The following is a 26,487-nucleotide window of genomic DNA, read 5'->3' on the forward strand; positions in this document are numbered from 1 at the left end:
TGATATCAAATCCGAGCCCAGAGAGGCCCGCTGGTATTGCTGTCCATTCCGATAAATAAAAACCGGTGACATAGTGCTGTTCGGTAGGTTAACAACAGTGACCGGAGAGAAACTGAGATCTCGCTCGGCAATTTTGTTTTTATTTTGTTAAGGTCTTCAATTGAAGCATTTTTCGCTTGTACTCTATTCTGACTAGGGTTAGAAGAATGGGCATACCGGACGCGCTTCGGTAGCACCGATATGGATAAGCTAGAGGGAATCTACATGGTCATATGGAATAAAAAGACAGTAGCGGTCGCCGTCTTTGCGGCTCTGGGTTATGGCGCAGCTTATTCCGCCGCCGCCGAAACGGTAAAAATTGCGGTAGCCGGCCCGGTGACTGGAGCCGTTGCCCAGTATGGCGACATGCAGTTTACCGGTGGCCGGATGGCGGTTGAGCTGCTCAACAAGTCGGGCGAACTGGGTGACACTACCCTGGAAGCGGTCGAATATGATGATGCCTGTGATCCCAAGCAGGCGGTGGCCGTCGCCAACCGCATCGTCAACGATGGTATCCGGTTTGTGGTTGGCCATCTGTGTTCCGACAGTACCCTGCCCGCCTCGGATGTATACGAGGACGAAGGCATACTGATGGTGACTCCGGCGTCAACCAACCCGGCCATTACCGAACGTGGCCAGGAGTTCGTGCTGCGTACCATCGGTCTGGACAGCGATCAGGGACCGACCGCTGCCCGTTATGTACTGGATCAGCTCAAGCCCGAGCGTATTGCCGTGATTCATGACAAGAAACAATATGGTGAGGGCCTGGCCTCCAGCGTGCGTGATGAACTGACCAAGGCCGGTGCCAATGTGGTGGCCTATGAAGGGGTGACCTCGGGGGACAAGGACTTCTCGGCTCTGATCGCCAAGCTGCAACGGGATAAGGTTGATTTTGTCTATTATGGCGGCTATCACCCTGAACTGGGGCTTATCTTGCGGCAATCTGCCGAGAAAGGCTTTAAGGCCCGCTTCATGGGGCCAGAGGGGGTCGGCCACAAGGACATTACTTCCATTGCCGGTGATGCCTCAGAAGGGCTGCTGGTGACCCTGCCCAAGAAATATGACCTGGATCCGGCCAACGCCCCGGTGGTGGAAGCGATCGAGGCCAAGGGCGAAGATCCGAGTGGTCCCTTTGTGTGGACCACCTATGCCGCTGTGCAGGCCATTGCCGAGGGTATCAAGCGTAGTGGCACCGACCCGGAGGCCGTGGCCGAAAGCCTGAAGTCCGAGCCGGTGACAACCGTGATGGGCGACCTGGCCTGGGATGACAAGGGCGACCTCAAAGGCTTCGAGTTCGGCGTGTTCGAGTGGCATAAAGACGGCTCATCAACCCAGAAATAACGGCGGCACCTCTTCCCGTAATTACGACGGGGCCTTCACCAGGCCCCGTTTTGATATGACAGTTCCGTCATGTTGCTCTTACGACAAGGACCAAGTTGTATGTCTGAGCCTACTCTCTATTTTATCCAGCAGCTGCTTAACGGTCTGACCATCGGCAGTACCTACGCCCTGATCGCCATCGGTTACACCATGGTATACGGCATTATCGGCATGATTAATTTTGCCCATGGCGAGGTCTACATGATCGGCGCCTACGCCGCCTTTATGGTGATGACCGGCCTGATGATGGCGGGTATCGACAGTACCTTCCTGCTGCTGACTTCCGCCTTCCTGGTGAGCATGGTACTGACCAGTGTCTATGGCTATTCGATCGAGCGGCTGGCCTACCGGCCCCTGCGCAACAGCAAGCGACTGATTGCCCTGATCTCCGCCATCGGCATGTCCATCTTCCTGCAGAACATGATGCGGCTGTCCCAGGGGTCCCGGGATGTGGCCATGCCGACCCTGGTATCCGGTGGTTGGAACTTTGGCGAGGCGGACTTCCAGGCTTCGCTTTCCTATATGCAGCTGATCATCTTCGTGGTGACCTTTATCAGTATGACGCTGTTATCCCTGTTTATTTCCCGTTCCCGCATGGGACGGGCCTGTCGAGCCTGTGCCGAAGACCTGAAAATGGCCAACCTGCTCGGCATCAACAGCAACAGCATCATCGCCCTCACCTTCGTTATCGGGGCAGCGCTGGCGGCCATTGCCGGTGTGCTGCTGGGCTCCTATTACGGGGTAATCAATCCCTATATCGGCTTTATCGCAGGGCTCAAGGCCTTTACCGCCGCTGTACTGGGTGGCATCGGCAGCATTCCCGGCGCCGTGTTGGGTGGGCTGCTGCTGGGGGTGACCGAAGCCATGACCGGCGCCTATTTCAGCACTGAGTACAAGGATGTAGTGTCCTTTGGCTTGTTGATATCGGTGCTGCTATTTATGCCGACCGGCATCCTGGGCAAACCTGAGGTGGAGAAGGTATGAGCAAGTTCAAATCCGCACTGATCGCGGCCGGCCTGTTCCTGATCCTGGCCGGCTGGCTGATGGGGTTTCGCCTGGAAACTGCCGGTACCAGACTGGTGGTCAGCAACCGCCTGGATACGGCCTGGCAATGGCTGGCGCTGGGGGCCGGGCTGGTATTTCTGGCCCAGCTGTTTCATCAACAGATAGCCCGGCCGTTCAAGCTGCTGGCTGAAAAAGGAGCTGGCCTGGCCCTGCCTGCGCCGGAAGAAAAACCCGTGCTGTTTCGCTGGCTGACCCTGTTCGTGCTGGCCGGGCTGATTATCTGGCCCTTTATCGGCTCCCGAGGAGCCGTGGATCTGGCCACCCTGACCTTAATCTACGTGATGCTGGGCCTGGGGTTGAATGTGGTGGTCGGGCTGGCCGGCCTGCTCGATCTCGGCTATGTGGCCTTTTATGCGGTAGGTGCATACAGCTACGCCCTGCTCAATGCCTACCTGGGGCTGGATTTCTGGACCTGTCTGCCGATTGCCGGGGGGTTGGCGGCCCTGTTCGGTTTCTTGCTGGGTTTTCCCGTGCTGCGCCTGCGTGGAGATTATCTGGCAATTGTGACCCTGGGGTTCGGTGAGATCATCCGTATCCTGCTCAACAACATGACCGAGTTGACCGGTGGCCCCAACGGCATCGCCGGCATTCCCAAGCCCACCCTGTTTGGGCTGGCATTCGAGCGCAAGGGAGACAGCCTGTTCCACGAGTTTTTCAATATCAGTTACAACTCGGGATACAAGGTGATCTTCCTCTATCTGCTGGCGCTGCTGCTGGTGGTATTCACCATCTTCATCATCAATCGCCTGCTGCGTATGCCCCTGGGGCGGGCCTGGGAGGCGCTGCGCGAGGATGAGATCGCCTGCCGCTCCCTGGGACTGAACCCGACCCTGATCAAGCTGACCGCCTTTACCATAGGCGCAGCCTTCGCCGGTTTTGCGGGCAGCTTCTTCGCCGCCCGCCAGGGCTTTATCAGCCCCGAATCCTTCGTGTTTATCGAGTCGGCGATTATCCTGGCGATCGTGGTGCTGGGGGGCATGGGCTCGCAGATCGGCGTGGTGCTGGCGGCGATCGTGATGACCATATTGCCGGAGTTGACCCGGGAGTTTAATGAATACCGTATGCTGCTGTTCGGGCTGCTGATGGTGTTGATGATGATCTGGCGGCCACAAGGGCTGCTGCCCATGCACAGACCCCATATGGAGATGAAGTCATGACCGACCTGTTAGCCGTGTCCGGCCTGACCATGCGTTTTGGGGGGCTGGTGGCCGTGGATCAGGTGGCGCTGACCATGAAGGAACGCCAGATCGTTTCTGTTATCGGCCCCAATGGTGCCGGCAAAACCACCATCTTCAACTGCCTTTCGGGTTTCTACAAGCCTTCCGGCGGCACCGTCAACTTCAAGGGACAGACCATTCAGGGGTTACCCGGACACAAGATAGCCCGGCTGGGGATGGTGCGTACCTTCCAGCATGTACGCCTGTTCAAGGAAATGACGGTACTGGAAAACCTGCTGGTGGCTCAGCATCGCCTGCTGAACACCAACTTTATCGCCGGGCTGTTGAAGACCCCCGGCTTTCGTCGGGCCGAGCAGGAAGGGCTGGAGCGGGCCCATTACTGGCTGGAGAAGGTCCGCTTGACCGAGTTTGCCAATCGAACCGCCGGCAACCTGGCCTATGGCCAGCAGCGACGCCTGGAAATCGCCCGCTGCATGGCCTCAAGGCCCGAACTGTTGATGCTCGATGAGCCGGCTGCGGGCCTTAATCCAAATGAAACTGATGAACTGGATGCGCTGATCTGCGATCTGCGGGACAACGAAGGCGTCAGTGTGCTGCTGATCGAGCATGATATGAAGCTGGTGATGGGTATCTCGGATCATATCTATGTGGTCAACCAGGGCCGCCCTCTGGCAGACGGAGCTCCGGCGCAGGTGCAGAATAATGCCGAGGTCATCAAGGCCTATCTGGGAGAAGCCTGAACATGCTGAAAATAGACAATATTTCTGCCAGTTACGGCAAGATTCAGGCGCTGGAAAATGTCAGCGTAGAGATCAGCAAGGGAGAAATCGTCACCCTGATTGGCGCCAACGGCGCCGGTAAAACCACCCTGCTGATGTCGATTTGTGGCGATCCCAAGCCGACCCAGGGCAAAATACTGTTTGAAGAGAAGGAACTGAACAGCCTGGATACCGCCACTATCATGCGCAAGGACATCGCCATCGTGCCGGAAGGGCGGCGTATCTTTGCCCGGCTGACGGTGGAAGAGAACCTGCATATGGGCGCATTCTTTGTCGATAAGAGTGAGCATGCCGGCTTGCTGGCGGAGGTGTATCGCCTTTTTCCCCGTCTGAAGGAGCGGATGAAACAGCGCGCTGGCACCATGTCCGGTGGTGAACAGCAGATGTTGGCCATCGGCCGGGCGCTGATGAGCAAGCCACGCATGTTATTGCTGGACGAGCCGTCCCTGGGGCTGGCCCCCATTATCATCGCCCAGATCTTCGAGACCATAGCCCGCCTGCGGCAGGAGCAGGGCATGACCATCTTCCTGGTGGAGCAAAACGCCAACCAGGCGTTGAAGCTGGCTGACCGGGGTTATGTGCTGGAAAACGGTCGCATCGTGCTGGCCGATACCGGTGCCGCGCTGCTGGTCAACAAGCAGGTGCGGGAGGCCTACCTCGGCGGATGATGTCCGTGTTGCGCCTTACCTGCGTCCTTCCGCGGGGCAAGCGCCCAGGTCAAACAGGCCCGGGGCGCGCTCCTGCACAGTGGGAGCGCCCCGGTATATGCCAGGCAGGGCTCCGGCCGAGATCTGCTCATCCGTGTGAATGATGTCAAACGGCGTGATATTGGGTACACTGCTGCAAAGTTTTCAAGGAGTGCATCATGGAGCAGTTTGCCCATATCTCGGTGGAGGAGGCCAGTGCCATGCTGGCCGAAGGTCAGGCGCGTCTGGTCGATATCCGGGATCCCCAGTCATTTGCCCTGGCTCATGCGCAAGGCGCCTTCCATCTGACCAACGACAGCCTGGTGAGCTTTACCAATGAGGTCGAGTTTGACGTGCCGGTGATCGTGGTTTGCTACCATGGCATCAGCAGTCAGGGGGCAGCTCAGTTCCTGATCAATCAGGGCTATGAAGAAGTCTACAGCCTGGACGGCGGTTTCGAGGCCTGGCGGCGGACCCAAGCCGTTGTTACTGGCTAATGAGGCAACTGCTGGTACTGGATGATCCCCGCCGGGCCCAGGCCTTTGTGGATTATCTGAACGATATCGGGCTGAAATGCGAGCTGACCCTGGATGACGATCATAATGTCACCCTCTGGCTGGTCAATGAATCCCGTTATCAGGAGGCATTGCTGGAAGTGAAGCGCTTCCTGGCCGAGCCGCTACATCCACGTTATCAGGATGCGGCCTGGCGCCAGGGGGATACCCATGTTCATTTCAGCCCGGATCCGAGTCGGTCTGGCCTGGCCGGTGATCTGTTACGGCAGACCGGCCTGGTCAATATGCTGGTGTTGCTGGCCTGTGTCGCCGTGTATGCCCTGAGCTGGCTCGGCCTGCCGCTGTTCCGGATGCTGTCTTTTCCAGCCGATCCAACCCGCCTGCTGGGCTGGGAGTTCTGGCGTGCCTTCACCCCGGCACTGATGCATTTTTCACTGCTGCACCTGCTGTTCAATCTTTTCTGGTGGTGGTATCTGGGCGGCATGATCGAACGGCGACTGGGCCATGGCAAATTGTTGTCGTTGCTGGTGCTGGCGGCGGTAATATCGAACTTTATGCAGTTTGTGGCGAGCGGACCGCGCTTTGGCGGCTTGTCCGGAGTGGTGTACGCACTGGTTGCCTATGTCTGGCTCAGTGGGCGACTGACACCGGCACGGGGAATAGGTCTGCCCGATGGCATGGCGGTGTTCATGGTGGTCTGGCTGGTACTGGGCTTTGCCGATTTGCTGGGTATTCCGATGGCCAATATGGCCCATTTGGGCGGCCTGCTGGTAGGCCTGCTGCAGGCCTGGCTCGACCGGAATAAAGCGGTATGACCCTGAGTCGGTAGCGCTGCCCCCGGATTTGTTTTGTTTGCCGAATCGTTGTTGTTATGTTTTCAGGAATTCAAGAGTGACTATACGAGCCGATCAAGAATGGCACTGGTTGACGGGCCCGGTCCCGCCCGAGCTATCGCCTTTATTGACCGACTGGCTGTATGAGAGAGGCTCGATGACCGAGCGGCTGCGGCGTCATTGCCGGGATTTTCGCGTAGAGGTACGGGCGCAGGCCGATGAAATGGAGCTGGAGCCGGCCCTGGCCGAACGGCTGGGGAGCACACGGGCCTTCTGCCGGGAAGTGCTGCTCTATTGTGATGATGTCCCCTGGATCTATGCCAGCTCCCTGTATTCGCGTGCCAGCCTGGACGCCTGCCCGGCCCTGGCCGGCCTGGGGCAAAAAGCGCTGGGTGAGCTGCTTTTTGAGCAACCCGGACTGGCGCGCAGCCAGTTCGAGTTTGCCGGCCTGGGTCCTGAGCAGCAGGCAGCACTGGCCCGGCGCATCGGTCTGCCCCTGGCTGCGGACTTCCTCCTCTGGGGTCGACGTTCTACCCTGCGGGCCGGCGGTGCACAGGTACTGGTAACCGAACTCTTTCTGCCCCGAGCACGGGCTTATCAGGAGCAATATTCATGACCACAATGACGCGCCCGCGCTGGCGTGCCTACATGGCGCTGGCACGATTGGATAAACCCATCGGCACCCTGCTGCTGCTCTGGCCCACCCTGTGGGCCATCTGGATTGCCGGACAGGGGCGTCCGGATCCCTGGGTGTTACTGGTCTTTGTGGTGGGGGTGTTTTCCATGCGCTCGGCGGGGTGTGTGATCAATGATTTTGCCGACAGGAAGATCGACGGTCATGTCAAGCGCACCCAGGCCCGCCCCCTGGCGTCGGGCGAGCTGACCTCCCGTCAGGCCCTCGGCCTGTTTGCCCTGCTGGTGCTGATTTCATTCCTGCTGGTGCTGACCACCAACAGCCTGACTATCCAGCTGGCCTTTGCCGGTCTGGGCTGGGCGGCGCTCTATCCCTTTATGAAGCGGGTTACCCATTTACCGCAACTCTTCCTGGGCATCGCCTTTTCCTGGGGGATCCCCATGGCCTTTGCCGCCCAGAGCAATGCCTTGCCGACCGGGTTATGGCTGCTGTTTGCCGCCAATCTGACCTGGACAGTGGCATACGATACCATGTATGCCATGGTAGACAGGGACGATGATCTCAAGATCGGTGTCAAATCCACCGCCATTCTGTTTGGCCGGCGCGACAAGCTGATCATCGGCCTGTTGCAGTTTGCTACCCTGCTGCTGCTGTTGTGGGCCGCCCAGGTATTTGCCCTGAGTGCCGCCTTCTATTGGGGGCTGCTGGCGGCGGCGGCATTGTTTGTCTATCAGCAACGGCTGATCAGGGAAAGGGAAAGGATGGCTTGTTTCCAGGCCTTCCTGAACAATAATTACGTCGGCCTGGCGATCTTCGCCGGGCTGATCCTTGCCCTGCTGTAACCACGCATCTTGACCGGCCCGCCTGTTGGCCGGTTTACCGCTTTCGTCTGGAATATGCCCGCCGGGCATTTAGCCCTTGCCCTCGGGAATTTACTGGATATACTGACAGTTAGCTGTATAAAAAAACAGGTCTAAAAATGAAAGCCCTTACCCCTCGTCAAACCCAGGTCTTGGATATTATCAAGGCGCATATGCAGCAAACCGGTATGCCGCCCACTCGCGCCGAAATCGCCAATATCTTGGGATTTCGTTCCGCCAATGCCGCCGAAGAACACCTGAAGGCCCTGGCCAAGAAAGGGGTGATCAGCGTGATGCCCGGCACCTCCCGTGGTATCCGCCTGCTGCAGGACGAAGAGCCGGAAGCGGCTGAACCGGATACCGGGTTACCCCTGATCGGTCGGGTTGCCGCCGGTGAGCCGATCCTGGCCCAGCAGCATATCGAAAGCTATTACCAGCTGGATCCCTCCCTGTTCCGCCCCCAAGCCGATTTTTTGTTGCGGGTACGCGGTATGAGCATGAAAAACATCGGCATCATGGACGGTGACCTGCTGGCGGTACACAAGACCCAGGATATTCACAACGGCCAGGTGGTGGTGGCCCGGCTCGATGATGAGGTCACCGTCAAGCGCTTCCAGCGCAAGGGTAACCAGGTCAGCCTGCTGCCTGAAAACGAAGAGCTTTCGCCCATCGAAGTGGATCTGCGCCAGCAGGAGTTGATTATCGAAGGCCTGGCGGTGGGCGTGATCCGCAACAGCGACGGATTCTAAGCCATCCCAAGGCAGACGCTTCCTAGGTGCGGCCACCGCAAGGGGGGCCGATTCTCTGCCCGTGACAAGGCAGCGCCCGTGAATCGGCTCCTATTTTCCCCTCAACCCCGGACAAAGTGCCAGTACCATCGACTCGCTCGACAACCTCCATATGACGCTTGGCACATGACATCTGAGCGCCATGGACGGCGGGAATACCGACATTGCTGGCGTTGTTGTCGGCCCTGTCATATGCGTGTCGGCAACGCCGCGGCTTTGTCGTCCTGATCCCCCGTCCTCGCCTGTTGGTGCTGTTTGCGGCCCACCCGGTATTCAATTAGCAACAACAGGGTGGCCTCCCAATCGACAGCTGCCAGGGATGATGTTTCCCGAGCCCCTGTATGGGAGTACGGCGTGTCGTAAACTCGGCTGTGTTGCCGCTGAAGCTATGAACGGACTCCGAATGTTATCCCCTGGTCGGGCTTTGCCGATCTTCTTTCCCGCTTTGTCGTACGGCTCCCACTTTTTTCACCTTTCATTTTTTACATTTTTTAAATCAATGCTTTACTTATGATGAGCTGAACCATGGATGCGGTTGTTCAGTTAGCACTGACTCTCTTCTGAGTGCGCCAAAAATAAAGGAATAAAAATTTGGGGGTGCGTGTGAAGCTGTTTTTATTGCTCTTGTCCTTGTCGACGAGTCTGCCGACCTTGGCAAATTCTCGCTTTAATATGACGCCGGGGGTTACCGATATCAGCCAGCAGGTCTATGACCTGCATATGACCATACTGCTGATCTGTGTGGTGATCGGCATCCTGGTATTCGGGGCCATGTTCTGGGCCATCGTGCATCATCGCAAGTCCAAAGGGGCCAAGGCGGCGCAATTTCATGAAAGTACCCGGGTCGAAATCCTCTGGACCCTGATCCCGTTTCTCATCCTGATCGCCATGGCGGTGCCCGCCACCCGCACCCTGATCGCCATGGAGGATCCCAGCCAGTCGGATCTGACGGTCCAGATTACCGGCTCTCAGTGGAAGTGGCATTACCGTTACTTCGATCAGGGGGTCGAATTCTACAGCCTGCTGGCTACCTTGCCCCAGGAGATAAACGGCAGCCTGCCCAAGGCCGGTAATTACCTGTTGGAGGTAGACCAGCCGCTGGTACTGCCCACAGATCGCAAGATCCGCTTCCTGATCACATCCGACGATGTCATCCATTCCTGGTGGGTGCCGGCGTTTGCGGTCAAGAAAGACGCCATTCCCGGTTTTATCAACGAGGCCTGGACCCGGATCAACACCCCGGGTTTTTACCGGGGTCAGTGCGCCGAGCTGTGCGGCAAAGACCATGCGTTTATGCCGATAGTGGTGGATGCACGCGAGCCTGAACAGTTTGCTGACTGGCTGGCGAAAGCCAAGGCCCGGCAGACTGAAGCCAAGGCGGCGGAGCAGGCCCTGGCTGCAATGGAGATGACCCGGGAGGAATTGATGACCCTGGGCGAGCAGGTCTACCTGCGGAGCTGCGCCGCCTGTCACCAGGCCGGTGGCGAAGGGTTGCCGGGGGCCTTCCCGGCGCTGAAGGATAGTGAGCTTATCCTGCAGGACAGGGCAGCCCATATCGACATAGTGCTGTACGGCAAGGCGGGAACCGCCATGCAGAACTTTGATAAGCAGCTGGCGCTGAAAGAGCTGGCGGCGGTGATCACCTATGAACGCAACGCCTGGGGCAATGATACCGGTGATCTGGTACAGCCCGGGGATATAGCGGCGGTACGGCAGGGACAATAGGGGGCAGGGATGACACAGCAAAGCAGGACACAAACGGCCGATGGACATCTGGAGGACGAACATGCCCATCATGGCCCGGCCAAGGGCATAGGCCGTTGGCTGTTTACCACCAACCACAAGGACATCGGCAGCATGTATCTGCTGTTCAGCCTGACCATGTTCCTGGTCGGCGGCAGCATGGCCATGGTGATCCGGGCCGAGTTGTTTCAGCCCGGTCTACAGCTGGTAGAGCCCAACTTCTTTAACCAGATGACCACCATGCATGGCCTGGTGATGATTTTCGGAGCCGTGATGCCGGCCTTTGTTGGCCTTGCCAACTGGATGATTCCCATGATGATAGGCGCACCGGATATGGCGCTGCCGCGGATGAACAACTGGAGCTTCTGGATACTGCCGTTCGCCTTTGCGCTGATGTTGTCATCCCTGTTTATGCCGGGTGGAGGCCCCAACTTCGGCTGGACCTTCTATGCGCCCCTGTCCACTCATTATTCGCCCGACAGCACCGGTCTGTTCGTGTTCTCCATCCATATCATGGGGATCAGCTCGATCATGGGGGCCATGAACGTCATCGTTACCATCTGGAACCTAAGGGCGCCGGGCATGACCTGGATGAAACTGCCGTTGTTCTGCTGGACCTGGCTGATTACTGCTTTCCTGTTGATCGCGGTGATGCCGGTGCTGGCGGGAGTAGCGACCATGGTGCTCACCGACAAGTACTTCGGTACCAGCTTCTTTGACGCCGCCGGCGGCGGCGACCCGGTGATGTTTCAGCATATTTTCTGGTTCTTCGGCCACCCGGAGGTGTACATCATGATCTTGCCGAGCTTCGGCATCATCTCGGCCATCATCCCCACCTTCTGCCGTAAGCCGCTGTTCGGCTATTCCTCCATGGTGTATGCCACCGCCTCTATTGCTGGCCTGAGTTTCCTGGTGTGGGCGCACCATATGTTTACCGTGGGTATGCCGGTGGCGGCCGAGCTGTTTTTCATGTACTGCACCATGCTGATTTCGGTACCGACCGGGGTCAAGGTGTTCAACTGGGTGGCGACCATGTGGCGCGGCTCGCTCAGCTTCGAAGTGCCCATGCTGTTCGCCCTGGCTTTTATCATACTGTTCACCATCGGCGGTTTCAGTGGCCTGATGCTGGCCATGACCCCGGCGGATTTCCAGTACCATGACACCTACTTCGTGGTGGCTCATTTCCACTATGTGCTGGTAACAGGCGCGATCTTCTCGGTGATGGCGGCGGTGTACTACTGGCTGCCCAAATGGACCGGCTACATGTTCGATGAACACCTGGCTAAATGGCATTTCTGGTGCTCGCTGGTGTCGGTCAACGTGCTGTTTTTCCCCATGCATTTTCTGGGGTTGGCCGGCATGCCCAGGCGTATTCCCGACTATGCCCTGCAGTTTGCCGATATCAATGTACTGGTCAGCATAGGCGGTTTTGCCTTCGGCCTGTCCCAGCTGATTTTCGTGGTGGTCGTGGTGAAGTGTATCCGTGGGGGGGAACCGGCCACGGCGGAGGTGTGGGAGGGATCTCATGGCCTGGAATGGACCCTGCCTTCACCGGCACCCTACCACACCTTCACTACCCCGCCGGAGGTCAAGTAGATGGCTCATCGCAGGCAGGCGGCCCGGTTGGCTATGGTGGCGGTGGCCATGTTTGGTTTCGGTTTTGCGCTGGTACCGCTCTATGACGTGTTTTGTGATATTACCGGGCTCAACGGCAAGACGGAAAACCGGGCGGTCGCAGAGTCAGTCAGCCAGGACCAGAGCCGGTTGATTACCGTGGAGTTTGTTACCTATACCGCGACCGGGTTGAATGGGGAGTTCGAGCCGTCGGTGCGGCGTCTGCAGGTGCACCCGGGCGAGATGCAGCAGGTGGATTTTATGGTGACCAGCCATGCCAGTGAAGACCGGGTGGTGCGTGCCATTCCCTCGGTATCCCCTGGGGTGGCCGCCAATTACCTGCGTAAAACCGAATGTTTCTGCTTTCAGGCGCAACCCATCACCGGTCAGTCCGCCGCCGTGATGCCGATGCGTTTCTATGTCGATCAGGGGCTGCCGGACGATATCGAACTCTTCACTCTTTCCTACACCCTGTATGACATCAGCGAGTCGGTTGCCAAGCGAGGCTGACAAGGAGGCGTTATGGCGGTTAAAACGGAATCTTATTATGTACCGGCCCAGAGCCCCTGGCCAATCATCGGGGCCCTGGGGTTGTTCCTGCTGGCCCTGGGAGCCGGTATGTGGTCGGCGGGCATTGCCGGTATCTACGGGCCGGTGATCTTCGGCTGCGGTACCCTGGTGATGACCATCATGCTGTTTGGCTGGTTTGGCAACGTGATCAAGGAATCCCACTCCGGCCTGTACAGTGCGCAGATGGACCGCTCTTTTCGTCAGGGCATGAGCTGGTTTATTTTCTCCGAGGTGATGTTCTTCGGCGCCTTTTTCGGCGCCTTGTTTTACGCCCGGGTGCTTTCCGTGCCCTGGCTGGGAGGCGCCGGCAATAACCTCATGACCAACGAGGTGTTGTGGCCCGACTTTACCGCCACCTGGCCACTGACCTTGACTCCGGGGGGAATCGAAACAACCGCCATGGGCTGGTTCGGTCTGCCGCTAATCAACACCATTATCCTGCTCAGCTCTTCGGTGACGGCCCACCTGGCTCATCTGGCCTTGCTCAGGGAGCAGCGCCAGCCGTTAAAGATGTGGCTGGGTGTGACTGTGTTGTTGGGGGTGACTTTCCTGGGGTTGCAGCTGTGGGAATATGTCCATGCCTACCATGAGCTGGGGTTGCGTCTGGATTCGGGGATTTACGGCAATACCTTCTTCCTGCTGACCGGCTTTCACGGGGCGCACGTCACCCTGGGAGCGCTGATGTTGTTCATCATGTGGTTGAGGATCTTGAAAGGGCATTTTACCCCGGCCCATCATTTTGGCTTTCAGGCCAGTAGCTGGTACTGGCACTTCGTGGACGTGGTCTGGCTGTGTCTGTTTGTGTTTGTTTATATTCTTTAACCACCCGGGGTGGGGTTGGGCTGGATAAGCCCGCCGGCCATGGCCAGTACCAGCAACAACAGGATAATGACGGCAAATAGCAGGCGGCGACCAATATAGCGGCTCATCAGCCGCGGATCCTGGCCCGAGACCAGGGCCTTGAGACCGAGCAGCAGGTTGCCAATCATAAAAATTAATAACAACACTATCAGTAGCTTGATTAGCATAGAATTTTTCCTGGGGGAGTCTGGCTTGAGTATAGGCAAGATGCGCGGATTGCTGGTGTTGACGGTCGTCATGATCGCCCTGATGACAGTGATGGGCGTATGGCAGCTGTCTCGCGCTGAACAAAAACGTCAGCTACAGCGGGAGTGGGACAGCCGCAGCCAGATAGAACTCGGACTAGGAGAGGCCTTGGCGGTGGATGCGCCCTTCGGCCATCGACTGCGGGTATCCGGTGTCTATCTGGCGGGGGGCGACCTGTTTCTCGACAATCAGATCGATGAAGGCCGGGTCGGCTATCGGCTGGTGCGACCGCTGCAGACGGCCGCCGGCCTGCTGGCGGTCGATATCGGCTGGATACAGGCCGACGCCGATCGTAGTCGCTTGCCGGTTGTGTCATGGCCTGGAGATGACAGTGTCGAACTGACCGGCTTTATCGTGCGCCCCTATCTTCCCCCGCTTTCCCTTGCCAGCCACCGCCAAGATCCTCTCCCTGCCCGGGTACAAAGCCTGCAACCCGAGTTACTGGCCCGGCACTGGGGAGAGCCGGTGCTGCCCTTTATCCTGAAAACGGTGGAAGGCACTGTTCTGGAGTCCGGCTGGCAGCCGGTGGTGATGGGCCCGGAGCGACATACCGGTTACGCCATCCAGTGGTTTGCAATGGCGTTGGCGGTGTTGATCGCCGGGCTGATATTTTATCGGAGGTGGCATGAAGCATAAGGTGGTTTGGGCCCTGTTAGCGGTCTTCCTGCTCCCTGTCGGGCTGGCCTATGTCACCCTGCAGATGGGCTGGTTCACCTCGGGGGCGAACAACAAGGGTGAGTGGGTCGAAGGCAACATAGGTCAGGCTCGGCAATGGCGGCTGCTGCTGCCCGTCAGCGACAGCTGTTCCCTGTGTGGCAATGGACGGCAGTTACTGGAGCAGGTAGACCTGGCCCTGGGGCGGGACAGTCAAAGGGTCGAGGTGGTGCAGCTGGCGGCCAGCGAGCAGCTGGAGGCGGGCTTTGTATATATCGCCGATCCGCCGGGTACCCTGATCCTGCGCTATCCATTGTCTGGCGATCCCGGACAATCCCTGCAGATTGGCAAGGCCCTGCTCGGTGATTTGCGGCGGCTGCTTAAATTATCCCGGGCCGGTTAGGAGGCAGGATGCGACAACTTTGCCTGCTGGCATTTATGTTGGCACTGCTGGTGGTGGGGCTGGGCGCCTACACCCGCCTGACCGATGCGGGACTCGGTTGCCCGGACTGGCCCGGCTGTTACGGTTTTCATTATATTCCCAGCTCGGCAGACGATCACAGCCTGGCGGCGGAGCGCTTTCCCGATGCCCCGCTGGAAGTGGCCAAGGCACGTAATGAAATGGTGCACAGATACGCGGCCGGCACCCTGGGCCTGCTGATCCTGGCGATGGCCCTGCTGTCCCTGAAACCGGCGTATCGGGCGCAACGGGTCCCGGCCTGGTTGCTGCTGCTGCTGGTGTCAGGGCAGGCTATCCTGGGCATGCTGACCGTCACCCTTAATCTGCTGCCGCTGGTGGTGATGGGGCACCTGCTGGGGGGATTCACCATCTTGTCGCTGCTATTTCTGTTGTACTGCCGAACCGGCCCGACGCCGGCCAGGGTTGGGGTCGCCGGGTTGGCTCCCTGGTACTTGGCCGGGTTGGGCGCCCTGGTCATCCAGATAGCCCTGGGCGGCTGGACCGCAGCCAACTATGCGGCCATGGCCTGTCTCGAGCTGCCCGTGTGCCAGGGGGACTGGTTGGCCCAGTGGCAATGGAGCGCCTTTCATCCCCATGGAGTAGCGGCGGACAACTATCAATACGGGGTGCTGAGCCAGGCAGAGCGTATCAGCATACACGCGGCGCACCGGCTGTGGGCCGTTCTGACCACCATACTGCTGCTGACCCTGGCCTGGCAACTGCGCCGCCGCCCAGGCCTGCAGGGTTGGGCCTTGGCCCTGCTGCTGGGCGTGTTGCTCCAGGTTTCCCTGGGGGTGGCCAATGTGCTGTTGCATCTGCCGCTGGCGGTAGCGGTGGCCCATAACGGCGGAGCAGCCGGCTTGTTACTGATCCTGGTCGGCATTGGTGAACGCGGATGGCGTACCAGGACGTGTCCCACAGGCCACGACCGGTGGAGATCGCAACAACATCAGGATGATAAAGGGGATATCCCAAGGGAGGCGATATGACAAGAAGTGCATTGTTATCCAGAAGCCGGGGATTGGCCTGGCGGGACTATTTCGCCCTCACCAAGCCCAAGGTGGTGGCACTGATCCTGTTGACGGCGGTAGTGGGTATGTTTCTGACCGGCTCGCTGCCCACCCCCGGGGTGGTACTGGCGGCGACCCTGGGCATCGCCCTGATGGCCGGGGGGGCGGCGGCCATCAACCATGTACTGGACAGGCGTATCGATCTGAAAATGGCCCGCACCCATCACAGGCCCGTGGCCCAGGGGCGGGTACATACAGGCGCGGCCCTGGCCTTTGCCTTCGGCCTGTCCGGGGCCGGACTCGGTATCCTGCTGTTGTGGGTCAATGCCCTGACCGCCTGGCTGACCCTGGCATCCCTGCTGGGCTACGCTGTGGTCTATACGGTGTTTCTCAAGCGGGCCACACCACAAAATATCGTGATTGGCGGTCTGGCGGGCGCGATGCCACCCTTGCTGGGCTGGACCGCGGTGACCGGACAGTTCGACGGCCATGCCTGCCTGCTGGTGATGATTATCTTCACCTGGACGCCGCCCCACTTCTGGGCCCTGGCGATCCATCGCCGCGACGATTACGCCAAGGCCGATATCCCCATGTTGCCGGTGACCCACGGCATTGAATTTACCAAGACCTGTGTACTGCTCTATACCCTGTTGTTGACCCTGGTATGCCTACTGCCCTGGGTGGTGGGTATGTCCGGCGTCATCTATCTGCTGGGCTCCCTGGCTCTGAACCTGCGCTTTATTCAGTGGGCCTGCCGGCTGAAGTTTAGACCCGGCCCGCAAACTGCATTACAATGTTTCCGCTTTTCCATCAGTCATTTGATGTGGCTGTTTGTGTTGTTACTCGCGGATCGTTGGATAGTCTATGCCTGGTAGTTCGAAGCGAATCTGGTGGTATGCCCTGGGCCTGCTGGTGATGGGGGCGTTAAGTGGTGTGGCCTGGCAACAGAGCCGGCAAGCAACACTGAGCGAGGCGGTGGTACTGTATCCCGCGCCTCGCCAGCTCAATGGCATCGACCTGACCGATGCCGACGGCCAGCCGCTGACCGAGCAGGATTTCAAGGAGCACTGGAGCCTGGTTTTTGTCGGCTATACCTATTGTCCCGACATCTGTCCCACCACCCTGGCGGACATGGCGGCCGTGTATGGGCAGCTCAAGCAGGCTTCGGCACAGACCCGGCTGGTGTTTGTATCAGCCGACCCCAAGCGGGATACACAGGAGCGACTCAAGGCCTACACGGCTTATTTCAATCCCGAGTTTATCGCTGCTACCGCCGAGCATGACAAGCTGATGCCGGCGGTACAGCAACTGGGGCTGATCTATGGCATCTATGATCGGGACGGCAGCGATTATCTGGTGGATCACTCCGCCTCCATTGCGCTGATCAATCCGGATGGACAACTGCATGCCTCTTTCCGGCCCAGCTTCACTGATCAGAGCCAGGTTCCGCTGGTGAACAGCGACCTGCTGGTCCAGGACTTTACCCGTATCGTCAACCGTTGGCGGTAACCCGGGCATGAACCAGCCCGCATTCCATTCCCGGTGAAACAGCCATGACCTCCGCCTTCTTCAGTGCCGCCGCCCACAGGCATACCTTTACCCTGGCCTTGCCCATGGTGCTGTCGAACATTACCGTCCCCCTGCTGGGACTGGTGGACACCCTGGTTATCGGCCACCTGGAACAAGCCTATTATCTGGGTGGGGTGGCCGTCGGCAGCACCATCATCAGCCTTATTTTCTGGCTGCTGGGCTTTTTACGGATGTCCACCACCGGGCTGGCCGCCCAGGCCTATGGGGCCCATGATGGTGAACGCTGGGTACAGGTGCTGATGCGCGGGCTCCTGTTGGCATTGGGCCTGGCGCTATTGGTACTGTTGTTGCAGCAACCGCTGATCGAATTGGCCTTCTGGCTGGCCGGCGGCAGTGACCAGGTGCAGCTATACGGCCGTCAATACGTGGCCATCCGTATCTGGAGTGCGCCGGCGGCGCTGGCCAACCTGGTGCTGCTGGGGTGGTTGCTGGGCAGCCAGAATGCCAAGGCACCCATGTGGTTGCTGATCCTCGGCAACAGCGCCAACATACTGCTGGATATCTGGTTTGTGATGGGCTTGGGCTGGCAGGTACGGGGCGCCGCCGCGGCCACAGTGCTGGCCGATTATCTGGCCTTGGCCCTGGGGCTCTGGCTGGTATGGCGGACCCTGCGTCGTAAAAAGTTCGTCCCGGCGGCCGGTTTCTGGCAGCGCACCCTCGAGCGGGGAGCCTTCCTGCATTTATTGGGACTCAACCGCGATATTTTTATACGGGCCTTGTGTCTGCAGTTATGTTTTGTCTTTGTCACCTTCCAGGGAGCCCGCCTGGGTGATGCGGTGGTGGCCGCCAATGCAGTGCTGATGAATTTCCTGATGTTTATTTCTTTCGGCCTGGACGGCTTTGCCTACGCGGTGGAGGCCATGGTCGGCAAGGCTATCGGCCGCAGGCGACGGGATGAGTTTCGTCTGGCCTGTGCCCTCAACCTGTTCTGGGGGGCGCTGGTGGCCGTTTTGTTTACCCTGGTTTTCGCCCTGGGGGGCGAATGGCTGATCGGCATGATTACCAGCATAGAAGCGGTGCGGACGCAGGCAGCCCTGTATCTGCCCTGGTTGGTGTTGATGCCGCTGGCGGCCTGCTGGTGCTATATTCTGGACGGTATCTTTATCGGCGCCACCCGGGGTCAGGATATGCGTGACATGATGCTGCTGTCGACCCTGGGGGTGTTTTTTCCGGTCTGGTGGCTGAGCCAGGAACTGGCTAACCACGGCCTCTGGCTGGCGTTGCTGTGTTTTATGCTGGCCCGCGGACTTAGCCTGGGCTGGGCGCTGTGGCGGCTGAGCAGACAGGACACCTTTCTGGTTCAGCAGGCGCCGCTGTAACCCAACTGACGCCAGCTTTCGTAGACAAAAACCGACACCGCATTGGACAGGTTCATGCTACGGCTGCTGGCCAGCATGGGAATGCGCAGCCGTTGTTCCGGCGGCAGGGCGGTGATCACCTCGCTGGGCAGGCCACGACTTTCCGGCCCGAACAGCAGTACATCGCCGGCGGCAAAGCGGGCATCGCTGTGGGCTCGGGTGCCCTTGGTGGTGCAGGCATAGACGCGGCCGGTCAGCTTTTCCAGACAGGCATCCAGGCTGGCATGGCGGATGATGTGCGCGAACTCGTGGTAATCGAGGCCGGCTCGACGCAGACGTTTGTCATCCCAGTCAAAGCCCAGCGGCTCGATCAGGTGCAGCTGGAAGCCGGTATTGGCACACAGGCGGATAATATTGCCGGTATTGGGCGGTATTTCGGGCTGATAGAGGACGATGTGCAGCATGGTTCAGGGTCTCGTTAAGCAGGTAACAAGCATACCCGGGCGTCACGGCAAGTCAATGCGAGGGTCACATTCGGACAGGGGCAGGGTATACTAGCCGAAACCCTCAATCCGGTCCTGTCATGAACAGCTCGTCCTATTCCCGCCTGGTCACCACGGCGGCTGTCGCCGCCGCCGTGGCGGCAGGCCTGATGATCATTGCCAAGTTGTTGGCCTGGTTTTATACCGGTTCGGCCAGTATGCTGGCCTCTCTGACCGACTCTCTGCTTGATATCAGCGCCTCTCTGATCAACCTGATGGCCATTCGCTATGCGCTGATCCCGCCTGATCAGGAACACAAGTTCGGACATGGCAAGGCAGAATCCCTGGCCGGGCTGGCCCAGTCGGCCTTTATCAGCGGTTCGGCGGCATTTTTGATTATCAACGGCATCTCCCGGTTGCTCAATGCCGAACAGGTTGAGCATGCGGGCATGGGGATTGGGGTGATGATCTTCTCCGTACTGCTGACCCTGGGCCTGATCAGTTTTCAGGGTTATGTGATTAAACGCACCAATTCGGTGGCGATCCGTGCGGATCAGCTGCATTACCGCTCGGATATTTTGCTCAATGTCGGGGTGTTGCTGGCGATAGCCCTGGCCTGGTATGGCTGGCACTGGGCCGATGGCCTGTTTGCGGTGCTGATTGGCGGTTATATCCTGAAGGGCGCCTTGAAAATCGGTTACGATTCGGTGCAAATGTTGCTGGATCGACAGTTGCCGGAAGAGGAGCAAAAGCGCATTATTGAGACCTGCATGGCGGTCGAGGGGGTGCGGGGCCTGCATGAATTACGCACCCGGCAGTCGGGGGCGACCCGCTTTGTTCAGCTGCATGTGGAGCTGGACGACCAGCTGCCCCTGGTACGCGCCCATCGTATTGCCGACCGGGCGGAAAAGGCGGTACGGGCATTGTTCCCCGATACCGATGTAATTATTCATATGGATCCCATTTCGGTCTTGCCGCGCGAGGCCCATTCCCAGGATATGAGCGAACATCAATTTTTAGAAGACAAGGTTTAACCCATGGACGATGCCATTCAATCCAGCACCTGGTTACGCATCCGCGAAGAAGCGCAGCGGATGATCACCGAAGAGCCCATGCTGGGCAGCTTCTTTTACTCCACCATCCTCAATCATGACAACCTCAAGTGCGCTTTGAGTTTTATCCTGGCCAACAAGCTGGAAAGCGCAGTGATGCCGGCCATCAGCCTGCGCGAGGTGATTGAAGTGGCGATGGCCGAAGAACCCGGCATCCTGGATTCGGTGGCCATGGATATCTGTGCGGTGAAGGAGCGGGATCCGGCGGTAGAGCTGTACTCCACCCCTTTGCTCTATCTCAAGGGCTTTCATGCCCTGCAGGGATATCGCATCGCCAACTGGCTATGGCGTCATGAGCGGCGCTCCCTCGCCAGCTACCTGCAGAACCAGATTTCGGTGGTGTTTGGGGTTGATGTGCACCCGGCCGCCCGTATCGGCAAGGGCATCATGTTCGACCATGCCACCGGTATAGTGGTGGGTGAAACGGCGGTGATCGAAGATGATGTGTCGATATTGCAGAATGTGACTCTGGGCGGGACCGGTAAGGAAGGCGGCGATCGTCATCCCAAGATCCGTGAAGGTGTGATGATCGGGGCCGGGGCCAAGATACTGGGTAATATAGAAGTAGGTATGGGAGCCAAGATTGGGGCCGGCAGTGTGGTACTGGAACCGGTACCGCCGCACACCACGGTCGCCGGGGTACCGGCCCGCATCGTCGGGCGGCCTACCTGCGACAAGCCGTCGCTGGATATGAGCCAGGACATTTGAGCGAACCTGCTGCCTGGACCACATTTGACGGCCTGCGTTGAAATTGGCGACAAACTGGGGCCGACATGGTGGCGGGAGCTTGTTGTCTTGGGTAGCTGGAGGTATCCTCGGGCATTGAGGGCCACTAAGGTCAAACATCGATTAGGGGTAACGCATGTCTTTTGAAGTATTAGAAAAACTGGAGTCCAAAATCCAGGCGGCCGTAGATACCATCTCCTTGCTGCAGATGGAACTGGATGAATTGAAAGAGCAGAATGGCCAGCTGGCGCAGGAAAACCAGCAGCTTAAACAGGATCACGACGCCTGGCAGGATCGGTTAAGGGTATTGCTGGGCAAGATCGACCAGGTTGAAGAAAGCGCCTGAATTGCCCACTAGCAAAAAGCCTGTCCAGAGACAGGCTTTTTTAGAAGAAGGTTCTGCCGGCTTATTCTATATCCAGCGGCTCGGGAGACAGGATAACCCCGGTGGTATCGGCGTATAGATGGTCTTCCGGCAGGAAGGTCACCCCACCAAAATTGACCGGTATATCCAGCTCGCCCACATCGCTGTCGCTGGCGCCGACGGGAATCGAGGCCAGTGCCTGGATTCCGATATCCAGCTCTTCCAGGGCGTCGACCTCACGCACACAACCGTAACAGACTATGCCTTCCCAGCCATTATCGGCGGCAATTTCGGCGATTTCCGCATCGATCAACGCACGACGCAGGGAGCCGCCGCCATCGATAAGGAGTACCCGCCCGACGCCGTTTTCTTTTACCACATCGATGATCAGGCCGTTGGCCTCGAAACACTTGATGGTGGAAACCATGCCGCCGAAGGAGCTGCGGCCGCCAAAACTGGAGAACATGGGTTCAACCACATCCACCATTTCCATATAGGTATTGCATAGTTCTGAAGTGTTGTATTCCATGGTGTTGGTCGCATCTGGAAACAAGGTAACTCCAGTATAAAGGGGCGGGAGCGGTTTTCAATCACAATTATATGACCGCCCCTTTTATCTGCAGTTATCAGAGGATATAGCGACTCAGATCCTCATCTTCCACCAGGTCTTTCAGATAGCGATCCACATAGTGTTCATCGATGGTGATGGTATCGCCGGACTTGTCGGATGCCTCGTAGGACAGCTCATCCAGCAGCCGCTCCATCACGGTGTGCAGCCGGCGGGCACCGATATTTTCGGTGGTCTCGTTGACCCGCCAGGCGGCCTCGGCGATGCGACGGATACCCGGCTGGCTGAACTCGATGTTGACATTTTCGGTGGCCAGCAGCGCCTTGTACTGTTCGGTCAGGGAGGCGCTCGGCTCGGTGAGGATACGCTCGAAATCGTCAGTGGTAAGGGAACTCAGTTCCACCCGGATCGGCAGGCGTCCCTGCAGCTCGGGGATCAGGTCCGAGGGCCGGGCCACCTGGAAGGCCCCGGAAGCGATAAACAGCATATGATCGGTACGCACCATGCCGTGCTTGGTGTTGATGGTACTGCCCTCGACCAGCGGCAGCAGATCCCGCTGTACCCCTTCACGGGAAACGTCCGGACCCGAACTTTCACCGCGCTTGCAGATCTTGTCGATTTCGTCGATGAAGACGATACCCTGGTTTTCCACCGCGGCAATGGCCTGCTCTTTCAGTTCTTCCGGGTTGAGCAGCTTGGCCGCTTCTTCTTCGACCAGCAACTTGAGTGCATCCTTGATCTTCATCTTGCGTTGCTTGCTGGTATTGCCGGACAGGTTCTGGAACATGCCCTGCAGCTGGTTGGTCATTTCTTCCATGCCGGGAGGGGCCATGATCTCCACGCCCATCTGTGGGGTGGAGACATTGATCTCTATTTCCTTGTCGTCCAGCTTGCCCTCACGCAGCTTCTTGCGGAAGATCTGACGGCTGTTGCTATTGTCGGCCTTCTCATCTTCGCCCCAGGTGTTGCGGGGGTTGGGCAGCAGGGCATCCAGCACCCGTTCTTCTGCGGCTTCTTCGGCCCGGAAGCGGACCTTTTCCATCTGCTGCTCGCGGGTCATTTTCATGGCGATGTCGGTCAAATCGCGGATGATGGAATCAACTTCCTTGCCGACATAGCCCACTTCGGTGAACTTGGTTGCTTCCACCTTGATAAAGGGAGCATTGGCCAGCTTGGCGAGGCGGCGGGCGATTTCGGTTTTGCCGACCCCGGTCGGGCCTATCATCAGTATGTTCTTCGGAGTCACTTCCTGGCGCAGCTCGGGGGTCAGCTGCATGCGGCGCCAGCGGTTGCGCAGGGCAATGGCCACGGCACGCTTGGCCTCGGACTGGCCGACGATATGGCGATCCAGTTCGTGGGCGATTTCTCTCGGGGTCATGTCAGACATATTGGGGATCCTGTATTCGGGCGGGGGAGGCGGAAATGGCGCTAATATGGCCGGCGGCGGTCCTCCCAGGCTGATTTAATGACTATAGTCGAGCTCTTCGATAGTCTGGTTGCTGTTGGTGTAGACACAGATGTCGCCGGCGATGGTCAGGGCTTTTTGCACTATGTCGTGGGCTTCCAGCTCGGTATTTTCCAGCAAGGCGCGGGCGGCGGACTGAGCAAAGGCGCCGCCGGAGCCGATGGCGATCAGATCCTGTTCCGGCTGTACCACATCGCCGTTACCGGTAATGATGAAGGAATTCTTGTCGTCGGCGACCGCAAGCAGGGCTTCGAGCCGGCGCAGCATGCGGTCGGTACGCCATTCCTTGGCCAGGGCCACGGCGGCGCGCTCCAGGTTGCCCTGATGGGCCTGCAGCTTGGCCTCGAAACGCTCGAGCAGGGTAAAGGCATCGGCGGTACCACCGGCAAACCCTGCCAGTACCTTGCCGTTGAACAGCCGGTGTACCTTGCGGGCGTTGCCTTTCATCACGGTATTACCCAGGGATACCTGGCCATCGCCACCGATAACCACTTTGCCGTTACGGCGGACTGAAACGATCGTTGTCACTGTGAACCTCACTTGACTGTGTAGCCAGCCAGACTGGCAGAAATGTCATGCTCACAGAAATGGGGACGGGAGGGGGAGAGATCAACCCTCCCAGAACCAGATTGCACAGTGATTGACGTTGGCCCTCAGCAGCTGGTGCTTGTCTTTTTCAGCCTTCCGTTTGCTTTGGTAGGGACCCAGGATCACCCGATACCAGGTACCGTTGCTGCCGTCGGAGCGACGCACCTGGGATTCCATGCCCTGGAAGGCGATGCGGGCCTTGAGCTGCTCGGCCTGGCTCTGTGAGCGGAAGGAGCCGCATTGCATCAGGTAAGGCTGGGTATTTTCCTTGGCCTCGGGGACATCGACCAGTATTTCCTTGTTTTCAAGCTGTTCTATATAGCGCCATTTTTCCACCGGTTTCTGATCCAATGGATCGATGGTGGCGGGGACTGCCTGGGTTTGACCGGTATCGGCTGGCGGCCGCTCGGCGGAGCCCTTGACCAGATAAATCAGGTAGCCAAGGCCGGCGGCCAGGAACAGGGCAAATATTACGGCCAGCCAGGGCATTTTCGAGCCCTGAGGGGCAGCCTTACGCTTGCTCCCGCCGGTAGTGCGGGGGTTGCGTTTGGATCTGGGTTGGCTGCGCCGGACGTAATCCTTGGCCATGTCTTACATGCGCTCCATGGTCTCTATGCCCAGCAGGCCCAGGCCCCGCTCCAGCACCTTGGCACTGGCGGCACAGAGCAACAGGCGGCTGGCGCGTTCCTGTTCACCGACACCGTCTTTGTTGATCGGGCAGGCCTCGTAGAAGCTCATGAAGGCACCGGACAATTCAAACAGGTACAGGCACAGCAGGTGAGGCATGCCCTTGTCGGCGACGCTCTTAACGGTATCGTTGAACTGCACCAGCTTTTGCGCCAGCGCCTCTTCGGCGGGAGCGCCTATCTGTACCTGGCCGTTCAGCTGTTCGGCATTCGCCCCGGCCTTGCGGAAGATGGACTGGATCCGGGTATAGGCATATTGCAGATAAGGGGCGGTATTGCCCTCGAAGGACAGCATGTTGTCCCAGTCGAAGATGTAATCGGTGGTGCGGTTCTTGGACAGGTCCGCATACTTGACCGCGCCCATGGCGACCCGGTTGATGACCTGGGCCTTTTCTTCCGGGGTCAGTTCCGTCTGCTTCTGCTCCAGCAGCTGGGCGGCTCTTTGCTCGGCTTCGTCGAGCAGATCGACCAGCTTGACGGTGCCGCCGGAACGGGTCTTGAAGGGACGACCGTCCTTGCCCAGCATCATGCCGAAGGCGTGGTGCTCCAGACTGACCTGCTCGGGGACATAGCCGGCCTGACGCACTATGCTCCAGGCCTGCATCAGGTGCTGATGCTGGCGAGAGTCGATAAAGTACAATACCCGGTCGGCGCCCAGCTGCTGATAGCGGTATTTGGCACAGGCGATATCGGTGGTGGTGTAAAGGAAACCGCCGTCCTTCTTGCGTACGATAACCCCCATGGGATCACCGTCCTTGTTCTTGTATTCGTCCAGGTAGACCACCAGGGCGCCCTGGTCTTCCACTGCCAGGCCCTTGGCCTGCAGGTCCTCGGCGATCTCGGCCAGCATGGCGTTATAGGTGCTTTCACCCATCACATCGGCTGGGGTCAGGGACACATTGAGGCGGTCGTAGACGGCCTGATTGTGACTGAGGGTAACGTCGACCAGCTTTTGCCACATGCTCAGGCAGTAGCTGTCGCCGCCCTGCAACCGGACCACATAGCCCCGGGCCCGTTCGGCAAATTCGGGATCCGCATCATACTGCTGCTTGGACTCCCGGTAGAATTGTTCGAGATCGGCCAGGCCCGAGGACAATACCTCCGGGTTCTGCTTTTCCAGCTCTTCCAGATGGGCGATCAGCATGCCGAACTGGGTACCCCAGTCGCCGATATGGTTGGCACGGATCACCTTGTGACCCAGAAACTCCAGGGTACGCACCACGGCATCGCCGATAATGGTGGAACGCAGGTGGCCGACATGCATTTCCTTGGCGACGTTGGGCGCAGAGTAGTCCACCACCACGGTTTGCCGGTGTTCGGCGACCGGCACATTGGCGCGCGGATCCTGCACCATCAAGGCAATCTGATTGGCCAGCCAGTTACTGTCCAGAAAGAAGTTGATAAAGCCGGGACCGGCCAGCTCGGTCTTGGCTACCAGGGGCGAGGCGGGCAGTTTGTCTACAATTAACTGAGCCAGGGTGCGGGGATTTTGCCCCACCGGCTTGGCCAGCAGCAGGGCCAGGTTGGTGGCCAGATCCCCGTGGGCCTTGTCTTTGGTTCTGTCTACCTGAATACGCGGCTCCAGCTCGGCGGGCAATGCGCCTTCTTGTTTCAGAATAGAGACCGTCTGCTCAAGCAGCGCTTGAATGTGTTCTTTCATCGTCAGTTCACCAAAATTAAGACAAGGTCGGAT

General features: G+C 58.7%; 30 protein-coding genes. 23 read left to right on the plus strand and 7 right to left on the minus strand.

Annotated features, from left to right (window positions below; genetic code table 11):
- Nucleotides 1-264: 264 nt before the first annotated feature.
- The 14 genes from DCS96_RS13045 to DCS96_RS13110 all read left to right on the plus strand — a co-directional run bounded on the left by DCS96_RS13045 (nucleotide 265) and on the right by DCS96_RS13110 (nucleotide 13,506).
- Complete coding sequence (locus DCS96_RS13045; RefSeq protein WP_116474833.1) at nucleotides 265-1,380, plus strand: branched-chain amino acid ABC transporter substrate-binding protein; 1,116 nt, start codon at nucleotides 265-267, stop codon at nucleotides 1,378-1,380.
- A gap of 99 nt (nucleotides 1,381-1,479) precedes the next feature.
- On the plus strand, nucleotides 1,480-2,403 hold the full coding sequence (gene livH, locus DCS96_RS13050) for a high-affinity branched-chain amino acid ABC transporter permease LivH (protein WP_116474834.1): 924 nt from the start codon (nucleotides 1,480-1,482) through the stop codon (nucleotides 2,401-2,403).
- Complete coding sequence (locus tag DCS96_RS13055) at nucleotides 2,400-3,641, plus strand: high-affinity branched-chain amino acid ABC transporter permease LivM (RefSeq protein ID WP_116474835.1); 1,242 nt, start codon at nucleotides 2,400-2,402, stop codon at nucleotides 3,639-3,641. The genes livH and DCS96_RS13055 overlap by 4 nt, the downstream gene beginning before the upstream one ends.
- Complete coding sequence (livG, locus tag DCS96_RS13060; protein WP_116474836.1) at nucleotides 3,638-4,402, plus strand: high-affinity branched-chain amino acid ABC transporter ATP-binding protein LivG; 765 nt, start codon at nucleotides 3,638-3,640, stop codon at nucleotides 4,400-4,402. The genes DCS96_RS13055 and livG overlap by 4 nt, the downstream gene beginning before the upstream one ends.
- A 2-nt stretch (nucleotides 4,403-4,404) precedes the next feature.
- Entirely contained in the window at nucleotides 4,405-5,109 is a 705-nt protein-coding gene (locus DCS96_RS13065) for an ABC transporter ATP-binding protein (protein WP_116474837.1), read from the plus strand.
- A 197-nt stretch (nucleotides 5,110-5,306) separates the two neighbouring features.
- Entirely contained in the window at nucleotides 5,307-5,624 is a 318-nt protein-coding gene (glpE, locus tag DCS96_RS13070; protein WP_116474838.1) for a thiosulfate sulfurtransferase GlpE, read from the plus strand.
- Entirely contained in the window at nucleotides 5,624-6,457 is an 834-nt protein-coding gene (gene glpG / locus DCS96_RS13075) for a rhomboid family intramembrane serine protease GlpG (RefSeq protein WP_116474839.1), read from the plus strand. Before glpE ends, glpG begins: the two co-directional genes overlap by 1 nt.
- 76 nt (nucleotides 6,458-6,533) lie before the next feature.
- Nucleotides 6,534-7,091, plus strand: a complete 558-nt coding sequence (locus DCS96_RS13080; RefSeq protein ID WP_232818277.1) for a chorismate--pyruvate lyase family protein — start codon at nucleotides 6,534-6,536, stop codon at nucleotides 7,089-7,091.
- Entirely contained in the window at nucleotides 7,088-7,951 is an 864-nt protein-coding gene (ubiA, locus tag DCS96_RS13085) for a 4-hydroxybenzoate octaprenyltransferase (RefSeq protein WP_116474840.1), read from the plus strand. Before DCS96_RS13080 ends, ubiA begins: the two co-directional genes overlap by 4 nt.
- Nucleotides 7,952-8,088: 137 nt before the next feature.
- A complete protein-coding gene (lexA, locus tag DCS96_RS13090; protein WP_116474841.1) occupies nucleotides 8,089-8,718 on the plus strand; it encodes a transcriptional repressor LexA in 630 nt (209 codons plus the stop codon).
- Between the two features lie 690 nt (nucleotides 8,719-9,408).
- On the plus strand, nucleotides 9,409-10,482 hold the full coding sequence (gene coxB / locus DCS96_RS13095; protein ID WP_232818278.1) for a cytochrome c oxidase subunit II: 1,074 nt from the start codon (nucleotides 9,409-9,411) through the stop codon (nucleotides 10,480-10,482).
- 9 nt (nucleotides 10,483-10,491) lie between these two features.
- Entirely contained in the window at nucleotides 10,492-12,096 is a 1,605-nt protein-coding gene (ctaD, locus tag DCS96_RS13100; protein WP_116474842.1) for a cytochrome c oxidase subunit I, read from the plus strand.
- Nucleotides 12,097-12,624, plus strand: a complete 528-nt coding sequence (locus DCS96_RS13105; protein WP_116474843.1) for a cytochrome c oxidase assembly protein — start codon at nucleotides 12,097-12,099, stop codon at nucleotides 12,622-12,624.
- 12 nt (nucleotides 12,625-12,636) lie between these two features.
- Entirely contained in the window at nucleotides 12,637-13,506 is an 870-nt protein-coding gene (locus DCS96_RS13110; protein ID WP_116474844.1) for a cytochrome c oxidase subunit 3, read from the plus strand.
- Here the strand turns inward: DCS96_RS13110 and DCS96_RS13115 are convergent.
- Nucleotides 13,503-13,712, minus strand: coding sequence for a DUF2909 family protein (locus tag DCS96_RS13115; RefSeq protein WP_198650076.1), 210 nt, complete (start codon nucleotides 13,710-13,712; stop codon nucleotides 13,503-13,505). The two genes, DCS96_RS13110 and DCS96_RS13115, sit on opposite strands and share 4 nt — an antisense overlap.
- 25 nt (nucleotides 13,713-13,737) lie before the next feature.
- Here DCS96_RS13115 and DCS96_RS13120 point away from each other — a divergent pair, with 25 nt between their 5' ends.
- Genes DCS96_RS13120 through dinF form a run of 6 tightly spaced genes read left to right on the plus strand, consistent with a single transcriptional unit; the run spans nucleotide 13,738 to nucleotide 18,824 of the window.
- The gene (locus DCS96_RS13120) at nucleotides 13,738-14,427 is read left to right on the plus strand and encodes an SURF1 family protein (protein WP_116474846.1); all 690 of its coding nucleotides are present in this window, start codon (nucleotides 13,738-13,740) and stop codon (nucleotides 14,425-14,427) included.
- On the plus strand, nucleotides 14,417-14,848 hold the full coding sequence (locus DCS96_RS13125; RefSeq protein ID WP_116474847.1) for a hypothetical protein: 432 nt from the start codon (nucleotides 14,417-14,419) through the stop codon (nucleotides 14,846-14,848). Before DCS96_RS13120 ends, DCS96_RS13125 begins: the two co-directional genes overlap by 11 nt.
- Before the next feature lie 8 nt (nucleotides 14,849-14,856).
- The gene (locus tag DCS96_RS13130) at nucleotides 14,857-15,894 is read left to right on the plus strand and encodes a COX15/CtaA family protein (protein ID WP_116474848.1); all 1,038 of its coding nucleotides are present in this window, start codon (nucleotides 14,857-14,859) and stop codon (nucleotides 15,892-15,894) included.
- Nucleotides 15,891-16,790 carry a heme o synthase gene (cyoE, locus tag DCS96_RS13135; RefSeq protein ID WP_116474849.1) on the plus strand — a complete coding sequence of 300 codons (900 nt, stop codon included), beginning with the start codon at nucleotides 15,891-15,893 and terminating at the stop codon, nucleotides 16,788-16,790. The genes DCS96_RS13130 and cyoE overlap by 4 nt, the downstream gene beginning before the upstream one ends.
- Nucleotides 16,780-17,424, plus strand: coding sequence for an SCO family protein (locus DCS96_RS13140; RefSeq protein ID WP_116474850.1), 645 nt, complete (start codon nucleotides 16,780-16,782; stop codon nucleotides 17,422-17,424). The genes cyoE and DCS96_RS13140 overlap by 11 nt, the downstream gene beginning before the upstream one ends.
- Nucleotides 17,425-17,468: 44 nt before the next feature.
- Complete coding sequence (dinF, locus tag DCS96_RS13145) at nucleotides 17,469-18,824, plus strand: MATE family efflux transporter DinF (protein WP_116474851.1); 1,356 nt, start codon at nucleotides 17,469-17,471, stop codon at nucleotides 18,822-18,824.
- Here the strand turns inward: dinF and trmL are convergent.
- Nucleotides 18,806-19,267 (minus strand): tRNA (uridine(34)/cytosine(34)/5-carboxymethylaminomethyluridine(34)-2'-O)-methyltransferase TrmL, encoded by a 462-nt coding sequence (gene trmL / locus DCS96_RS13150; protein ID WP_116474852.1) that lies wholly within the window; start codon nucleotides 19,265-19,267, stop codon nucleotides 18,806-18,808. The genes dinF and trmL overlap by 19 nt on opposite strands.
- A 119-nt stretch (nucleotides 19,268-19,386) precedes the next feature.
- Between trmL and fieF the strand changes: the two genes are divergently transcribed.
- The 3 genes from fieF (at nucleotide 19,387) to DCS96_RS13165 (ending at nucleotide 21,469) form a co-directional block, all read left to right on the plus strand.
- A complete protein-coding gene (gene fieF, locus DCS96_RS13155) occupies nucleotides 19,387-20,319 on the plus strand; it encodes a cation efflux pump FieF (protein WP_116474853.1) in 933 nt (310 codons plus the stop codon).
- 3 nt (nucleotides 20,320-20,322) lie between these two features.
- Nucleotides 20,323-21,105 (plus strand): serine O-acetyltransferase, encoded by a 783-nt coding sequence (gene cysE / locus DCS96_RS13160; protein WP_116474854.1) that lies wholly within the window; start codon nucleotides 20,323-20,325, stop codon nucleotides 21,103-21,105.
- A 154-nt stretch (nucleotides 21,106-21,259) separates the two neighbouring features.
- Nucleotides 21,260-21,469 carry a cell division protein ZapB gene (locus DCS96_RS13165; protein ID WP_116474855.1) on the plus strand — a complete coding sequence of 70 codons (210 nt, stop codon included), beginning with the start codon at nucleotides 21,260-21,262 and terminating at the stop codon, nucleotides 21,467-21,469.
- Between the two features lie 61 nt (nucleotides 21,470-21,530).
- Here DCS96_RS13165 and rraA read toward each other — a convergent pair whose 3' ends face one another.
- The 5 genes from rraA to argS all read right to left on the minus strand — a co-directional run bounded on the left by rraA (nucleotide 21,531) and on the right by argS (nucleotide 26,454).
- Nucleotides 21,531-22,016 (minus strand): ribonuclease E activity regulator RraA, encoded by a 486-nt coding sequence (gene rraA / locus DCS96_RS13170; protein WP_116475027.1) that lies wholly within the window; start codon nucleotides 22,014-22,016, stop codon nucleotides 21,531-21,533.
- 97 nt (nucleotides 22,017-22,113) lie between these two features.
- Nucleotides 22,114-23,442, minus strand: coding sequence for an HslU--HslV peptidase ATPase subunit (hslU, locus tag DCS96_RS13175; RefSeq protein WP_116474856.1), 1,329 nt, complete (start codon nucleotides 23,440-23,442; stop codon nucleotides 22,114-22,116).
- A 75-nt stretch (nucleotides 23,443-23,517) separates the two neighbouring features.
- Nucleotides 23,518-24,048 (minus strand): ATP-dependent protease subunit HslV, encoded by a 531-nt coding sequence (gene hslV / locus DCS96_RS13180; protein WP_116474857.1) that lies wholly within the window; start codon nucleotides 24,046-24,048, stop codon nucleotides 23,518-23,520.
- Nucleotides 24,049-24,129: 81 nt separating this feature from the next.
- Nucleotides 24,130-24,696 (minus strand): SPOR domain-containing protein, encoded by a 567-nt coding sequence (locus DCS96_RS13185; protein WP_116474858.1) that lies wholly within the window; start codon nucleotides 24,694-24,696, stop codon nucleotides 24,130-24,132.
- A gap of 3 nt (nucleotides 24,697-24,699) precedes the next feature.
- On the minus strand, nucleotides 24,700-26,454 hold the full coding sequence (gene argS / locus DCS96_RS13190) for an arginine--tRNA ligase (RefSeq protein WP_116474859.1): 1,755 nt from the start codon (nucleotides 26,452-26,454) through the stop codon (nucleotides 24,700-24,702).
- Between the last annotated feature and the right edge of the window lie 33 nt (nucleotides 26,455-26,487).

This window comes from Zobellella maritima, from assembly GCF_003075035.1.
Classification (GTDB): domain Bacteria; phylum Pseudomonadota; class Gammaproteobacteria; order Enterobacterales; family Aeromonadaceae; genus Oceanimonas; species Oceanimonas maritima.

Excerpts from the sequence above, each read along its gene's own strand:
- DCS96_RS13045 (WP_116474833.1), top strand. The coding sequence starts at position 265 with ATGGTCATATGGAATAAAAAGACAGTAGCGGTCGCCGTCTTTGCGGCT.
- livH (WP_116474834.1), top strand. The coding sequence starts at position 1,480 with ATGTCTGAGCCTACTCTCTATTTTATCCAGCAGCTGCTTAACGGTCTG.
- DCS96_RS13055 (WP_116474835.1), top strand. The coding sequence starts at position 2,400 with ATGAGCAAGTTCAAATCCGCACTGATCGCGGCCGGCCTGTTCCTGATC.
- livG (WP_116474836.1), top strand. The coding sequence starts at position 3,638 with ATGACCGACCTGTTAGCCGTGTCCGGCCTGACCATGCGTTTTGGGGGG.
- DCS96_RS13065 (WP_116474837.1), top strand. The coding sequence starts at position 4,405 with ATGCTGAAAATAGACAATATTTCTGCCAGTTACGGCAAGATTCAGGCG.
- glpE (WP_116474838.1), top strand. The coding sequence starts at position 5,307 with ATGGAGCAGTTTGCCCATATCTCGGTGGAGGAGGCCAGTGCCATGCTG.
- glpG (WP_116474839.1), top strand. The coding sequence starts at position 5,624 with ATGAGGCAACTGCTGGTACTGGATGATCCCCGCCGGGCCCAGGCCTTT.
- ubiA (WP_116474840.1), top strand. The coding sequence starts at position 7,088 with ATGACCACAATGACGCGCCCGCGCTGGCGTGCCTACATGGCGCTGGCA.
- lexA (WP_116474841.1), top strand. The coding sequence starts at position 8,089 with ATGAAAGCCCTTACCCCTCGTCAAACCCAGGTCTTGGATATTATCAAG.
- ctaD (WP_116474842.1), top strand. The coding sequence starts at position 10,492 with ATGACACAGCAAAGCAGGACACAAACGGCCGATGGACATCTGGAGGAC.
- DCS96_RS13105 (WP_116474843.1), top strand. The coding sequence starts at position 12,097 with ATGGCTCATCGCAGGCAGGCGGCCCGGTTGGCTATGGTGGCGGTGGCC.
- DCS96_RS13110 (WP_116474844.1), top strand. The coding sequence starts at position 12,637 with ATGGCGGTTAAAACGGAATCTTATTATGTACCGGCCCAGAGCCCCTGG.
- DCS96_RS13115 (WP_198650076.1), bottom strand. The coding sequence starts at position 13,712 with ATGCTAATCAAGCTACTGATAGTGTTGTTATTAATTTTTATGATTGGC.
- DCS96_RS13125 (WP_116474847.1), top strand. The coding sequence starts at position 14,417 with ATGAAGCATAAGGTGGTTTGGGCCCTGTTAGCGGTCTTCCTGCTCCCT.
- DCS96_RS13130 (WP_116474848.1), top strand. The coding sequence starts at position 14,857 with ATGCGACAACTTTGCCTGCTGGCATTTATGTTGGCACTGCTGGTGGTG.
- cyoE (WP_116474849.1), top strand. The coding sequence starts at position 15,891 with ATGACAAGAAGTGCATTGTTATCCAGAAGCCGGGGATTGGCCTGGCGG.
- DCS96_RS13140 (WP_116474850.1), top strand. The coding sequence starts at position 16,780 with ATGCCTGGTAGTTCGAAGCGAATCTGGTGGTATGCCCTGGGCCTGCTG.
- dinF (WP_116474851.1), top strand. The coding sequence starts at position 17,469 with ATGACCTCCGCCTTCTTCAGTGCCGCCGCCCACAGGCATACCTTTACC.
- trmL (WP_116474852.1), bottom strand. The coding sequence starts at position 19,267 with ATGCTGCACATCGTCCTCTATCAGCCCGAAATACCGCCCAATACCGGC.
- fieF (WP_116474853.1), top strand. The coding sequence starts at position 19,387 with ATGAACAGCTCGTCCTATTCCCGCCTGGTCACCACGGCGGCTGTCGCC.
- cysE (WP_116474854.1), top strand. The coding sequence starts at position 20,323 with ATGGACGATGCCATTCAATCCAGCACCTGGTTACGCATCCGCGAAGAA.
- DCS96_RS13165 (WP_116474855.1), top strand. The coding sequence starts at position 21,260 with ATGTCTTTTGAAGTATTAGAAAAACTGGAGTCCAAAATCCAGGCGGCC.
- rraA (WP_116475027.1), bottom strand. The coding sequence starts at position 22,016 with ATGGAATACAACACTTCAGAACTATGCAATACCTATATGGAAATGGTG.
- hslU (WP_116474856.1), bottom strand. The coding sequence starts at position 23,442 with ATGTCTGACATGACCCCGAGAGAAATCGCCCACGAACTGGATCGCCAT.
- DCS96_RS13185 (WP_116474858.1), bottom strand. The coding sequence starts at position 24,696 with ATGGCCAAGGATTACGTCCGGCGCAGCCAACCCAGATCCAAACGCAAC.
- argS (WP_116474859.1), bottom strand. The coding sequence starts at position 26,454 with ATGAAAGAACACATTCAAGCGCTGCTTGAGCAGACGGTCTCTATTCTG.